Source organism: Promicromonospora thailandica (genome assembly GCF_024171955.1).
Lineage (GTDB): Bacteria > Actinomycetota > Actinomycetes > Actinomycetales > Cellulomonadaceae > Promicromonospora > Promicromonospora thailandica.
The window spans coordinates 150558-164334 of the sequence record NZ_JAMTCS010000008.1 but is presented as its reverse complement, the minus strand read 5'-3'; the positions used below and the strand labels follow the sequence as shown (position 1 = coordinate 164334).

Annotated in this window: 12 protein-coding genes; 11 read left to right on the top strand and 1 reads right to left on the bottom strand. The window is 73.7% G+C overall.

Going from position 1 to position 13777, the window contains the following annotated elements; translation table 11 throughout:
- The first annotated feature begins 100 nt into the window (after positions 1–100).
- From APR03_RS14175 to pyrF, 9 genes are all read left to right on the top strand, one after another.
- Entirely contained in the window at positions 101–574 is a 474-nt protein-coding gene (locus APR03_RS14175; protein WP_253836595.1) for an SRPBCC domain-containing protein, read from the top strand.
- Positions 568–909 (top strand): ArsR/SmtB family transcription factor, encoded by a 342-nt coding sequence (locus APR03_RS14170; protein ID WP_308216501.1) that lies wholly within the window; start codon positions 568–570, stop codon positions 907–909. The genes APR03_RS14175 and APR03_RS14170 overlap by 7 nt, the downstream gene beginning before the upstream one ends.
- Before the next feature lie 153 nt (positions 910–1062).
- Entirely contained in the window at positions 1063–1674 is a 612-nt protein-coding gene (gene pyrR / locus APR03_RS14165) for a bifunctional pyr operon transcriptional regulator/uracil phosphoribosyltransferase PyrR (protein ID WP_253836593.1), read from the top strand.
- Positions 1671–2681, top strand: a complete 1011-nt coding sequence (locus APR03_RS14160; RefSeq protein WP_253836592.1) for an aspartate carbamoyltransferase catalytic subunit — start codon at positions 1671–1673, stop codon at positions 2679–2681. The genes pyrR and APR03_RS14160 overlap by 4 nt, the downstream gene beginning before the upstream one ends.
- On the top strand, positions 2678–4015 hold the full coding sequence (locus APR03_RS14155) for a dihydroorotase (RefSeq protein WP_253836590.1): 1338 nt from the start codon (positions 2678–2680) through the stop codon (positions 4013–4015). Before APR03_RS14160 ends, APR03_RS14155 begins: the two co-directional genes overlap by 4 nt.
- A complete protein-coding gene (locus tag APR03_RS14150) occupies positions 4012–4608 on the top strand; it encodes a PH-like domain-containing protein (protein ID WP_253836589.1) in 597 nt (198 codons plus the stop codon). The genes APR03_RS14155 and APR03_RS14150 overlap by 4 nt, the downstream gene beginning before the upstream one ends.
- Positions 4605–5894 carry a glutamine-hydrolyzing carbamoyl-phosphate synthase small subunit gene (gene carA, locus APR03_RS14145; protein ID WP_253836588.1) on the top strand — a complete coding sequence of 430 codons (1290 nt, stop codon included), beginning with the start codon at positions 4605–4607 and terminating at the stop codon, positions 5892–5894. Before APR03_RS14150 ends, carA begins: the two co-directional genes overlap by 4 nt.
- Positions 5894–9277, top strand: a complete 3384-nt coding sequence (carB, locus tag APR03_RS14140) for a carbamoyl-phosphate synthase large subunit (protein ID WP_253836587.1) — start codon at positions 5894–5896, stop codon at positions 9275–9277. The genes carA and carB overlap by 1 nt, the downstream gene beginning before the upstream one ends.
- A complete protein-coding gene (gene pyrF / locus APR03_RS14135) occupies positions 9274–10173 on the top strand; it encodes an orotidine-5'-phosphate decarboxylase (protein ID WP_253836586.1) in 900 nt (299 codons plus the stop codon). The genes carB and pyrF overlap by 4 nt, the downstream gene beginning before the upstream one ends.
- Before the next feature lie 76 nt (positions 10174–10249).
- Here pyrF and APR03_RS14130 read toward each other — a convergent pair whose 3' ends face one another.
- A complete protein-coding gene (locus tag APR03_RS14130; RefSeq protein ID WP_253836585.1) occupies positions 10250–12427 on the bottom strand; it encodes an SGNH/GDSL hydrolase family protein in 2178 nt (725 codons plus the stop codon).
- Between the two features lie 412 nt (positions 12428–12839).
- Between APR03_RS14130 and mihF the strand changes: the two genes are divergently transcribed.
- Complete coding sequence (gene mihF, locus APR03_RS14125) at positions 12840–13151, top strand: integration host factor, actinobacterial type (protein WP_119145571.1); 312 nt, start codon at positions 12840–12842, stop codon at positions 13149–13151.
- Between the two features lie 31 nt (positions 13152–13182).
- Positions 13183–13749, top strand: a complete 567-nt coding sequence (gmk, locus tag APR03_RS14120) for a guanylate kinase (protein WP_308216500.1) — start codon at positions 13183–13185, stop codon at positions 13747–13749.
- Positions 13750–13777: the final 28 nt, after the last annotated feature.

Here is a 13777-nt window from a genome sequence, read left to right as displayed (position 1 = left end):
CGGATCCCACGATGGGCAACCTGCAGGTTGCGCATTGTGGCGATCTGCGCCATGGTTGATGTGCAACCAATTCATTGCACGTCCGGCTACGGAGGACCTCATGACCACCACTCAGCCCCGCGCGACCATCGACCTCGACGCACGCTCCGTGACCCGGGCCGTCCGGATCGCGGCCGGTCCCGACGCCGTCTGGCGTGCCGTCTCGGAGCCCCAGCACGTCGCCGGCTGGTTCGGGGACGGCTGCGAGACCGAGGACGGCGGACCCCTCGCCGCCGGGACCCGCGGCAGGCTGCACTTCGAGGGGTACGGCTGGTTCGCGTTCGAGGTCACGCGCTGCGAGCCCGCCCGCGTCCTGGCGTTCCGCTGGGGGCAGTCGGCCGAGGAGCCCGAGCGCATGACCGAGGCCACCTTCACCCTGGAGGCCGACGGCGACGGCACCCGCCTCACCGTGCACGAGACCGGCTTCAGCGGCGACACCGACGACGCCGTCCGCGCGGCCCTCGACGGCAACCGCGAGGGCTGGGACGGCGAGCTGGACGAGCTCGTCGAGTACGTCGAGTCGCGCACGTGGTGACCGGTTCGCCGTCGCCGGTCGCGATGTTCGCCGCCCTCGCCGACGACACCCGCTGGGCCGTCCTCGAGACGCTCGCGCAGGGTGACGGCGCGGCCGGGCGGACGGCGTCGTCCCTTGCCGAGGCGCTGCCCGTCACGCGGCAGGCCGTCGCCAAGCACCTGGCCGTGCTGGAGGCCGCCGGGCTCGTCGAGTCGTGGACGGCGGGCCGCGAGCGCCGGTACCGCGCGCTCGGCGCCGAGCTGACGGCGCTGGGACGCCGGCTGGAGCGCATCGGGGACGCGTGGGAGGCGCGGCTGGGTCGCCTCGCGGACATCGCGGAGCGTCTGGAGGGCTGAGCCGCCGGCGCCGGGTGCCGTCCGCCCGGGGTGTGAGCAACGCCCCTCCCGGCGGGCGGCGCCCCGGCGTCCGGCGCCTGCCCGGCGGGTTAGGGTGGTGGCTGTCAGACTCCCTTTAAACCCGTCCCGTGAGGCGGAGAAGGAGGTCGCCAGATGAGTCCTGGCAGCCGCATGCCCGCATCCAGCGCCGCCGACGCGCGCACCGTCCTCGGCGAGGACGACATCGCCCGCGCGCTGACCCGCATCGCCCACGAGATCGTCGAGCGGAACAAGGGCGCCGTCGACGTGGTGCTCCTCGGCATCCCGACGCGCGGCGTGCAGCTCGCGCGCCGGCTGGCCGAGCGCCTGGCGCAGATCGAGCCGTCGTTCGACGGCGAGTTCGGCACCCTGGACGTCACCATGTACCGCGACGACCTGCGCCGACAGCCCACGCGCGCCGTCGGGCAGACGGTGCTGCCGGGCAGCCTCGACGGCACGATCGACGACAAGGTCGTGGTGCTGGTGGACGACGTCCTCTTCTCCGGGCGCACCATCCGCGCCGCGCTGGACGCCCTGAACGACCTGGGCCGGCCGCGCGTCGTCCAGCTCGCCGCCCTCGTGGACCGCGGGCACCGCGAGCTCCCGATCCGCGCCGACTACGTGGGCAAGAACCTGCCCACCTCGCGCAGCGAGCGGGTGCGGGTGCGCCTGTCCGACGTCGACGGCGTGCCGGACTCGGTGGTCATCAGCGATGCCGCCCCGGCGCAGGACGGAGGCGCCCGGTGAAGCACCTGCTGACCACCCAGGGTCTGGCCAAGGACGACGCGATCCTGCTGCTGGACACCGCCGCGCAGATGGCGGCGACCCAGTCCCGCGAGAACAAGAAGCTGCCGACGCTGCGCGGCCGCACCGTGGTGAACCTGTTCTACGAGGACTCCACGCGCACCCGGATCTCGTTCGAGACGGCGGCCAAGCGACTGTCGGCCGACGTCATCAACTTCTCGGCCAAGGGGTCGAGCGTGTCCAAGGGCGAGTCGCTCAAGGACACCGCCCTGACGCTGCACGCCATGGGCGCCGACGCCGTCGTGGTGCGGCACTCGGCGTCGGGCGCCGCGCACCAGCTCGCGCACGGGGGCTGGCTCGACGCGGGCGTGCTCAACGCGGGCGACGGCATGCACCAGCACCCCACGCAGGCGCTGCTGGACGCGTTCACGATCCGCCGCCACCTGGTGGGCGGCGTGGGCCACGACGGCCGGGGCACCGACACCTCGGCGGGGGCGGACCTGGCCGGGCTGCGTGTCGCCGTCGTGGGCGACGTGCTGCACTCCCGGGTCGCGCGCTCGAACGTGTACCTGCTGCACACCCTGGGCGCCGAGGTGACGCTGGTCGCCCCGCCGACGCTCGTGCCGGTGGGCGTGGAGACCTGGCCGTGCCGGGTGTCCTACCACCTGGACGAGACGCTCGAGCAGTGGCAGCCGGATGCCGTCATGATGCTGCGGGTGCAGCGCGAGCGGATGTCCGGCGGGTCGGGGGCGTTCTTCCCGAGCCCGATGGAGTACAGCCGCAAGTTCGGGTTCGACGCCCGCCGCCTGGCCGTGCTGCCGGACCACGCGATCGTGCTGCACCCCGGGCCGATGAACCGCGGCCTGGAGATCTCGGCGGCGGCCGCCGACCACGAACGCTCCGTGATCGTGGAGCAGGTGGCCAACGGCGTCGCCGTCCGGATGGCGGCGCTGTACCTGCTGCTGTCGGGTGAGACAGGTCAGACCACCGACGAGAGGAACGCCCAGTGAGCACCGCGAGTCCGCAGGCCTACGTCCTGCGAGGGGCCCGCCCCTACGGCACGGACCCGGTCGACGTCGTGCTGGCGGACGGCGTGATCGCCGCCCTGGGCGCGCCCGGGACGGTCGCCGTGCCCGACGGCGCGCACGAGGTGGACGCCACCGGCCACGTGCTGCTGCCCGGCCTGGTCGACCTGCACACCCACCTGCGCGAGCCCGGCCGCGAGGACGCGGAGACGGTGTTCTCCGGCACCCGCGCCGCGGCGGCGGGCGGCTTCACCGCGGTGCACGCCATGGCCAACACGACGCCCACGCAGGACACGGCGGGCGTCGTCGAGCAGGTGTACCGCCTGGGCCAGGAGGCCGGCTGGGTCGACGTGCACCCCGTGGGCGCCGTCACGGTGGGCCTGGGCGGCGAGAAGCTCGCCGAGCTGGGCGCCATGGCCGACTCCGCGGCCCGCGTGCGCGTGTTCTCCGACGACGGCAAGTGCGTGCACGACCCGGTGCTCATGCGGCGCGCGCTGGAGTACGTCAAGGCGTTCGACGGCGTCGTGGCCCAGCACGCGCAGGAGCCGCGCCTCACGGAGGGCGCACAGATGAACGAGGGCGTCGTCTCCGCGCAGATCGGCCTGACGGGCTGGCCCGCCGTGGCCGAGGAGTCGATCATCGCCCGCGACGTGCTGCTGGCCGAGCACGTCGGCTCGCGCCTGCACGTGTGCCACCTGTCCACGGCCGGCTCGGTGGAGATCGTCCGCTGGGCCAAGGGCCGCGGCATCGACGTCACCGCCGAGGTGACGCCGCACCACCTGGTCCTCACCGACGAGCTGGCCCGCGACTACGACCCGGTGTTCAAGGTGAACCCGCCGCTGCGCACCGCCGCCGACGTCGAGGCCGTGCGCGAGGGCCTGGCCGACGGCACCATCGACATCGTCGCCACCGACCACGCGCCGCACCCGGTCGAGGACAAGGACTGCGAGTGGTCGGCCGCCGCGTTCGGCATGACCGGCCTGGAGACGGCGCTGTCGGTGGTGCAGCAGACCATGGTCGACACCGGCCGCATGACGTGGGCCGACGTGGCCCGCGTGCTGTCGGAGAGCCCCGCCCGCATCGGGCGGATCGACACCGCGCAGGGCCGGCCGATCGCCCTCGGCGAGCCCGCGAACCTCACCCTCGTCGACCCGGGCGCCACGCGCGCGATCGACGGCCGCACCCAGGTCACGGCGAGCGCCAACACCCCGTTCGGGGGTATGGAGCTGCCGGGCCGCGTGGTCGCGACGTTCCTGCGGGGCCGCGCGACGGTCCTCGACGGCGCGGTCGCCGACCAGATGGAAGGAGCCACCCGATGAGAGTCCTGGCCGTAGCCCTGCTGGTCGCGCTGGCGATCTTCCTCGTGCTGTACGTGACGCTGATCGGCCGGCGCCGGCTCGCGCAGCGCACCACCGCCGTCGTCCCCGTGCCGCCCGTCGTGCCCGAGGGGGCGCTCGGCGCACTCCGGTTCGGCCCCCTGGACGCCGTGTACGTGTCGACGACGCTGCACGGCGACTGGCTGGCGCGCGTGGGCGCGCACGGCCTGGGGGACCGGTCGAACGCCCAGGTCTCCGTGCACGACGGCGGCCTCGTGATCGAGCGTGAGGGCGCCCAGGACCTGTGGCTGCCCGTGGGCACGATCCGCAACGCGAGCCTGGCGCCCGGCATGGCCGGCAAGTACGTCGGTACGGACGGCCTCGTCGTGGTGACGTGGGCCGTCCCGGAGGCGGACGGCGTCGCACCGGCGCTGGTCGACACCGGCCTGCGCCCGCGCCGCGCCACCGACCGCGGCGGCCTCGTGGACGCCGTGCGCCACCTGCTCGCCGAGCAGCCGCACGGCCAGCAGGCACAGCAGCAGGCACAGCAGCACCAGACACAGCAGCACCACCCGTACGAGCAGGAGGCCCGGTGACCACCCCGACGACACCCGCAGCACAGCCCGCAGCCGCACCGGCAGCGCTGGTCCTCGAGGACGGCACGACCTACCGCGGCCGCGCCTACGGCGCCACGGGCACCACGTTCGGCGAGATCGTGTTCTCCACCGGCATGACCGGGTACCAGGAGACGCTGACCGACCCGTCCTACCACCGGCAGATCGTCGTCATGACGGCCCCCCACGTCGGGAACACGGGCGTCAACGACGAGGACCCCGAGTCGGGCAGGATCTGGGTCTCCGGCTACGTGGTCCGCGACCCCGCGCGCCGCGTGTCGAGCTGGCGCGCGCGGAGCTCGCTGGGCGAGGAGCTCGCGGCGCAGGACGTCGTCGGCATCTCCGACGTCGACACGCGTGCCCTGACCCGCCGCCTGCGCGAGGAGGGCGTCATGCGCGCCGGGATCTTCTCGGGCGACGACCTCGTCCGCGACGGCTACCCGCGCCCCGTCGAGGATCTCGTGGCGCAGGTGCAGGCCGCCCCGCAGATGGCGGGCGCCGACCTGGCCCGCGAGGTCTCCACCACGCAGGCGTACACCGTGGAGCCGCGCGGCGAGCACGCGGGGCGCACCCCCGTGGCCACCGTGGTGGCCGTGGACCTCGGCATCAAGTCCATGACGCCGGTGCGCCTGGCCGAGCGCGGCGTGCGCGTCGTCGTCGTGCCGCAGGCCTCCACGATCGCCGACGTCGAGGCCGCCCTGCCGCAGGACGGCTCGCCCTGCGGCGTGTTCTTCTCCAACGGCCCGGGCGACCCCGGCGCCGCGAGCCACGAGGTCGAGCTGCTGCGCGCCGTCCTGGACCGCCGCATCCCGTTCTTCGGCATCTGCTTCGGCAACCAGATCCTCGGGCGCGCCCTGGGCTACGGCACCTACAAGCTCGGGTACGGGCACCGCGGCATCAACCAGCCGGTCCTGGACCGCACCACCGGCAAGGTCGAGGTCACGGCGCACAACCACGGCTTCGCCGTCGACGCCCCGGTGTTCGCCGACGGCGGCTCGCCGGCCGTCTCCGACGCGCCCCACGACGGCGGCCGCTACGGCCGCGTCGTCGTCTCCCACGTCGGCCTCAACGACCAGGTGGTCGAGGGGCTGACCTGCCTCGACCTGCCCGCCTTCTCCGTGCAGTACCACCCCGAGGCCGCGGCCGGCCCGCACGACGCCGCCTACCTGTTCGACCGGTTCCTCGGCCTCATGACCGACACCGCGTCGTGGCCGCCCGCCCTCAGGACCGCACCCGCCACCCCGCACGACACCGAGGAGAACCACTGATGCCTCGCCGTACCGACATCTCCTCGGTCCTGGTGATCGGCTCCGGCCCGATCGTCATCGGCCAGGCCTGCGAGTTCGACTACTCCGGCACCCAGGCGTGCCGCGTCCTGAAGGAGGAGGGCCTGCGGGTCATCCTCGTCAACTCCAACCCGGCCACGATCATGACCGACCCGGAGTTCGCCGACGCGACCTACGTGGAGCCCATCACCACCGAGGTGCTCACCACGATCATCGCCAAGGAGCGCCCCGACGCGCTCCTGCCCACCCTCGGCGGGCAGACGGCGCTCAACGCCGCCATCGCCCTGGACGAGGCCGGCGTGCTGGCCAAGTACGACGTCGAGCTCATCGGCGCGAACATCCCCGCCATCCAGAAGGGCGAGGACCGCCAGCAGTTCAAGGACGTCGTCGAGAAGTGCGGCGGTGAGTCCGCCCGCTCGGAGATCGTGCACACCGTCGACGAGGCCCTGCGGGCCGCCGACGTGCTCGGCTACCCCATGGTCGTGCGCCCGTCCTTCACCATGGGCGGCCTCGGCTCCGGCCTCGCCTACGACGAGGACGACCTGCGCCGGATCGTCGGCCAGGGCCTGCACTACTCGCCGACCACCGAGGTGCTCCTGGAGGAGTCCATCCTCGGCTGGAAGGAGTACGAGCTCGAGCTCATGCGCGACAAGGACGACAACGTCGTGGTCGTGTGCTCCATCGAGAACGTCGACCCCGTCGGCGTGCACACCGGCGACTCCGTCACCGTGGCCCCCGCCATGACGCTCACCGACCGCGAGTACCAGAAGCTGCGCGACATCGGCATCGCCGTCATCCGCGAGGTCGGCGTCGACACGGGCGGCTGCAACATCCAGTTCGCCGTCGACCCCACCAACGGGCGCGTCATCGTCATCGAGATGAACCCGCGCGTCTCCCGCTCCTCGGCGCTGGCCTCCAAGGCCACCGGCTTCCCGATCGCGAAGATCGCCGCCAAGCTCGCCGTCGGCTACACCCTCGACGAGATCCCGAACGACATCACCAAGGTGACCCCGGCCAGCTTCGAGCCCACGCTCGACTACGTCGTGGTCAAGGTGCCCCGGTTCGCGTTCGAGAAGTTCCCCGCCGCCGACGACACCCTGACCACCACCATGAAGTCGGTGGGCGAGGCCATGGCGCTGGGCCGCAACTTCACCGAGGCGCTGGGCAAGGCGCTGCGCTCCATCGACAAGGGCGGCGTGCAGTTCCACTGGGACGGCGACGCACCCTCCGGCGACGAGCTCGCCCGCCTCCTGCAGGAGATCCAGCGGCCCACCGAGCAGCGCCTCGTCCAGGTCCAGCAGGTGCTGCGCTCCGTCGGGCAGCCCGGCGGAGCCACCCTCGAGCAGGTCTTCGACGCCACCAAGATCGACCCGTGGTTCCTGGACCAGATCCAGCTCGCCAACGAGGTCGCCGCCGACGTCGCCGCCTCCCCGACGCTCACCGAGGACGTGCTGCGCCACGCCAAGCGCCACGGCCTGTCCGACGCCCAGGTCGCCCGCCTGCGCGGCATGGGCCCGACCGGCGAGGTCACCGTCCGCGAGATCCGCCACGCCCTCGGCGTCCGGCCCGTCTACAAGACGGTCGACACCTGCGCCGCCGAGTTCGCGGCCAAGACCCCCTACCACTACTCGAGCTACGACGACGAGACCGAGGTCGCCCCCCGCGAGCGCGAGGCCGTCATCATCCTCGGCTCCGGCCCCAACCGCATCGGCCAGGGCATCGAGTTCGACTACTCCTGCGTGCACGCCACCCTGGCTCTCGCGGAGCGGTACGAGACCGTCATGGTCAACTGCAACCCGGAGACGGTCTCCACGGACTACGACACGTCCGACCGGCTGTACTTCGAGCCGCTGACCTTCGAGGACGTGCTGGAGGTCTACCAGGCCGAGCTCGCCGCAGGCCCCGTCAAGGGGATCGTCGTGCAGCTCGGCGGGCAGACGCCGCTGGGCCTGGCCCGGCGGCTGGCCGAGGCCGGCCTGCCCGTGCTGGGCACGAGCCCGGAGGCCATCGACGCCGCCGAGGACCGGGGGCTGTTCGGCCAGGTCCTGGTCGACGCGGGCCTGCCCGCCCCGGCGTTCGGCACCGCCCGCTCGCTCGGGCAGGCGCGCGACGTCGCCGAGCGCATCGGCTACCCCGTGCTCGTGCGCCCGTCCTACGTGCTGGGTGGCCGCGGCATGGAGATCGTGTACAGCGAGGAGCAGCTCACCGGGTACGTGGAGCGGGCCCTGGAGGCCGCGGCCGCGTCGCACGCCGACTCCGGCGCGCAGGGCACCCTCGCGGCGCCCCTGCTGATCGACCGGTTCCTGGACGACGCCATGGAGATCGACGTCGACGCCCTGTTCGACGGCGAGGAGCTGTTCCTCGGCGGCGTCATGGAGCACATCGAGGAGGCCGGCATCCACTCGGGCGACTCGGCCTGCGTGCTGCCGCCCGTGTCGCTGAGCGAGACCGAGATCGCGCGCATCCGCCGCTCGACCGAGGCCATCGCGCGCGGCGTCGGGGTGCGGGGCCTGCTCAACGTCCAGTACGCGCTGGTCAGCGACGTGCTGTACGTGCTGGAGGCCAACCCCCGCGCGTCGCGCACCGTGCCGTTCGTCTCCAAGGCGACGGGCACGCCGCTGGCGAAGGCCGCCGCGCGCGTCATGGTCGGCGACTCGATCGCGGACCTGCGCGCCGAGGGCCTGCTCCCCGAGCGCGACGGCGCCACGCTCGACCTGGGTGCGCCGCTCGCGGTCAAGGAGGCCGTGCTGCCGTTCAAGCGGTTCCGCACGCGCGAGGGCCTGGTGGTGGACTCGGTGCTCGGCCCGGAGATGCGGTCCACGGGCGAGGTCATGGGCTTCGACAAGGACTTCCCGCACGCGTTCGCCAAGTCGCAGGCCGCGGCGTTCGGCGGGCTGCCGACGTCGGGCACCGTGTTCGTGTCGGTGGCCGACAGCGACAAGCGGCACGTCGTCTTCCCGGTCAAGCGCCTGGTCGAGCTCGGCTTCACGGTCCTGGCGACCGAGGGCACGGCCACGGTGCTGCGCCGCAACGGCATCGAGGCCACGGTGGTGCGCAAGCACACCGAGGGCCGCGGTCCGGACGGCGAGCTCACCGTGGTGGGTCTCATCACCGAGGGGCAGATCGACCTCGTGGTGAACTCGCCCTCGGGTCAGGGCGCCCGCGCGGACGGCTACGAGATCCGCGCCGCGACGACCGCGGCCGACAAGCCCATCGCGACCACGGTGGACCAGCTCGCCGCGGCGGTCCAGGGCATCGAGGCGGTGCTCGCGGGCCCGTTCGAGGTCGCGAGCCTGCAGGAGCACACCGCGTCGACGGCGGCGCGGCTCGCGGCCGGGCCCGAGCCCGTGGCGGTGGGCGCATGACGGCGCCCGGCGTGACCGGCGCGCCCGTGCCGTTCGGCGCGCGCCTCGCAGCCGCGATGGACGAGCACGGCCCGCTGTGCGTCGGCATCGACCCGCACGCGTCGCTGCTGCGCGCCTGGGACCTGACGGACGACGCCGACGGCCTGCGCGAGTTCTCCCTGCGAGTCATGGACGCCCTGGGCGGGCAGGTCGCGGCGTTCAAGCCGCAGGCCGCGTTCTTCGAGCGACACGGTTCCCGGGGGCTGGCGGTGCTCGAGGAGGTGATCGCCGCCGCGCGGGCGGCGGGCACGCTGACGATCGTCGACGCCAAGCGCGGTGACATCGGCTCGACCATGGGCGCCTACGCCGACGCGTTCCTCGCGGACGGCTCGCCCCTGGCGGGCGACGCCCTGACGGTGTCGCCCTACCTGGGGTTCGGCTCGCTCGACCCGGCGGTCGAGCTGGCCGCCGCGACCGGGCGCGGCCTGTTCGTGCTGTGCCTGACCTCCAACAAGGAGGGTTTCGAGGTGCAGCACGCGCGCACCACGGCGGGCCCGGCGGACGCCGGGGACGCCGCGGGCGCCACGGTCGCGGCCCTGATGGCGGCGCGGGCGGCCGTGCTCAACGCGGGCGCCGAGCCGCTCGGCTCGGTGGGCCTCGTGGTGGGCGCCACGATCGGCGACGCCGTCGCGGCCACGGGCACCGACCTCGTGGCCGTCAACGGCCCGCTGCTGGCGCCCGGCGTCGGCGCGCAGGGCGCGGGGGAGCGGGAGCTCGCCACGACGTTCGGTTCCGCGCGCCGGAACGTGCTCGCGTCGTCGTCGCGCGCGGTGCTGGCCGCGGGGCCCGCGCCGGACGCGCTCCTGACCGCCGCCGCGGCGGCGGCACGCGAGGCGCGGGGCGCGCTGCGGGGCTGACCCGAGCCCGCCGGGCCGGCGAGCGTGACCGACGCCGGCCGGGACACACCGTCCCGGCCGGCGTCGTCGTGTCAGGTCACGGCGCCGCCTGCTCCAGGGTGACGGCGAAGACCTTGAGCCGGGGCTCGTCCGGCAGGGTCAGCGTCGCTGTCGTCCGGGCCGGGTCCAGGTCGTGCTCGCGCGCGAACACGTTCACGGGCGGGGTGTCCCGGCCCGCGCCCGCGCGCAGCCGGTACGGCGCCGCGACGGCCACCCGCTCCCCGGCCTGGGGCGACTGGGCCCAGTCGCTGACCGTGAGCGGCACGGTCTGCGTGCTGCCGTCGGCATAGGTGACGGTGGCCGTCCGGTCCACGGAGCCGTTGGCCGCCGCGGCGAGCACGTGCAGCGTGCCGGACCGGAGCGCGGGCAGCTCGACGGTCTGGCCGCGCGCCTCGACGGTGTTGTCCACGCCGTCCGCGCCGCTGCCGAACGCGTACACCGTCCCCGCGAGCGCGACCGGACCGGCCGGGGGCAGCGTCTCGGCCGCGTAGCTCCAGCCCTGCCCGTCGAAGTCGCCGTCGGCGTCGTGCGCGTCGCTCGCGATCGAGTCGTGGTCGTAGGGCAGGTCCACGGGGCAGGCGTCGTCGTCCTGCGCGCACCCGACCGCGACCACGTCGAGGCGGGCCTGCGCGACGGCGCGGCCCGCGCCGGGCACGGCCACCTCGAACCGGACCGTGCGGGGCCCTGGGGCGGCGTCCGCGGGGACTCGGACCGTCGGGCTGAGGTCCACCTGGGTCTTCCGGCCCGCGCTGGTCACCTCGAACGGCGTGACCGTGCGCACCCCGTCCAGGACCGTGGTCAGGGTGCCCACCGCCCCGCCCGGCTTCTGGACGACCGTGCGGACGCGGAAGCCGATCTCGCTCGCGCGGCCCGCCACGGCGACGGCCGACTCCGGAGCGGCGGCCACGACCACCGAGCGCTCGACGGGCGAGGGCCGGCCGGGCCGTACCGTGCCGGGCCGGCCGAGCATCGACAGGTCGACGGCCCCGGCCATCGCGGCCAGGCCCGCCTCACCCGGGTGCAGGTGGTCGCCGCTGTCGTAGACGGGCAGCATCCGCCGGGGGTCCTCGGGGTCGCGGATCGCGGCGTCGAGGTCGGCCACGGCGTCGAGCTCGCCCGTGGTGCGGATCCAGTCGTTCACGGCCTGGCGGGTCGCCTCCTGCTCGGGGCTGTAGCTGCGCCAGCCCTTGAACGGCGTGATGGTGCCACCGATCACGGTGAGGCCCGCGGCCCGCGAGTCGCGCGCGATCCGGGTCAGGCCCTCGACGATCTTCGTGGGGTCGAGCTGGTGCGGGTCCTGCTGGATGTCGTTGATGCCGAGCAGCACGATGACGGTGCTCGCGCCGGCCCGCCGCAGCACGTCGCGCTCGACGCGCTCGGTGGCGCGCACGCCCGCGCCGTCGAGCAGCACCCGGTTGCCGCTGATGCCCGCGTTGAGGACGCCGATCCGGGCGCGGCTGCCGCCCGCGTCGCGCAGGCGCTGCGCGAGCACGTCGGGGTAGCGACGGTTCAGGTCGCGTCCCGAGCCGACGCCGTCCGTGATCGAGTCGCCGAGGGTGACCACGGCGCCCGGGCTCGCGCCGGGCTCGACGTCGACCTCGGTGACGTAGTGCCACGACGTGGTGGTGCGGGTCAGCGCGCCGCCGTCGGTGCTCGCGGCGTGGTCGGTGCCGTCCGTGGCGTAGTACGACGTGCTCAGACCCTCGGCGTGGTAGGTGGCCGGGCCGGACGGCTCGGGCGTGAACGTGGTGACGAAGAGGTCGGTGGCCGCGCCGAGGCGCAGCTCGACCGGGTCGCTCCACACCTCCGCGCCGGCCGGGATCGTGACGGCCGCGGCGCCGTCGAAGGTCACGTCGCGCAGGGTGCCGTCGGCGATCGCCGCCGACCCCGGCAGCCGCTGGACGCCCACGGTCGTGTGCGCCATGCGGACCGGCTCGGTGCCGAACGCGTTGGACAGCTTCACGCGGACCCGGTCGCCACCGACGGAGGTGTGCACGAGGTTGCGGATGGTGTACCCCGGGAACCCGTCCGTGGTGGTGCCGCCGTTGGCCGCGGCGGACCACGTGCCCACCCAGGTCGACCGCGCTGCGGCCGGCGGCGGCTGCGGCTGGGCGTGTGCCGCGGGCGGCCCGACGGGACCCGCCGCGAGGGCGGCCACGGTGAGGACGGCTGTGGCGGCTGCTGTGACGGCTGGTGCGAGAGGGCTTCGGGGCACTGTGCACTCCTGGGGCCGGGACATCGATGACATCGTTGTCAGTGTCGAGGGACGGTACGGCCGCGCGGGTCCCGCCGTCAACGGATGCCCTGGTGGCGGGCGCGTGTGGCGGTCCTTTCCGGGCTCTGGGCCGGGCGCTGGGCGCCGAACCTGCTGTGGGACAAAACGACCTCACACCCTGTCAACGGAGGGCGCTTTAGTGTGGAATGTACTAATTGCCTTAAAGACAGGGTGCATGAGTTTTCACGAAGTGGCGTTCTGCGATTGCCGACCGTTGAGGCGGTGGCTACTTTCGATGCAGCAGTTCACACCAGACCGGTTGCGGACCAGGTCACGGACTTGGGCCTCCGGCCCGAGCGAGGACCGGCCGTCCGAGCCAGGAGACCGGTCGAGACACGAGTAGGTGACTTGCGTGGCACTACCTCCCCTCACACCCGAGCAGCGTGCGGCAGCACTCGAGAAGGCCGCCGAGGCGCGACGCGCCCGGGCCGAGATCAAGAACAAGCTCAAGTACTCGCAGGGCTCCCTCAAGGAGGTCATCGAGCAGGGCCGGCAGGACGACGTCGTGGGCAAGCTCAAGGTCGTCTCGCTGCTCGAGTCGCTCCCCGGGGTCGGTAAGGTTAAGGCCAGGGCGATCATGGAAGAGATCGGGATCGCCGAGACCCGCCGCGTCCGAGGCCTCGGACCCCACCAGACGGCGGCGCTCATCGAGAGGTTTGGCTGAGATCAGTACGACACAACCCGCACGGCTGACCGTGCTCGCAGGCCCCACCGCCGTGGGCAAGGGCACGGTCTCCGCCGACGTGCGGGACCGTTATCCGCAGGTCTGGCTCTCCGTGTCGGCGACCACCCGGTCGCCGCGCCCGGGCGAGGTGGACGGAGTGCACTACCTGTTCGTGTCGCCGGAGGAGTTCGACCGCATGGTCGAGGCCGGCGAGATGCTCGAGTGGGCCGTGGTGCACGGCCGTAACCGGTACGGGACGCCACGCAGGCCCGTCGAGCAGAAGCTCGCGGCCGGTGTCCCCGTGCTCCTGGAGATCGACCTCCAGGGTGCGCGCCAGGTGCGCGACGCGGTGACGGCCTCGGGCCTGGAGGCCCGGTTCGTCTTCCTCGCCCCGCCGAGCTTCGACGAGCTCGTGCGCCGCCTGGTGGGCCGCGGCACCGAGGACTCGGAGGAGCGCGAGCGCAGGCTGGCCACCGCCCGGGTCGAGCTCGCCGCCGAGAAGGAGTTCGACGTCACGATCGTCAACGACGACGTGCACCGCGCCACGGACGCGCTCGTGTCCGTCATGGGCGTGGGCTCCACCACACCGGTCGGCTGACGCGGCCCCTGAGCGGCGCCTTCGTCCG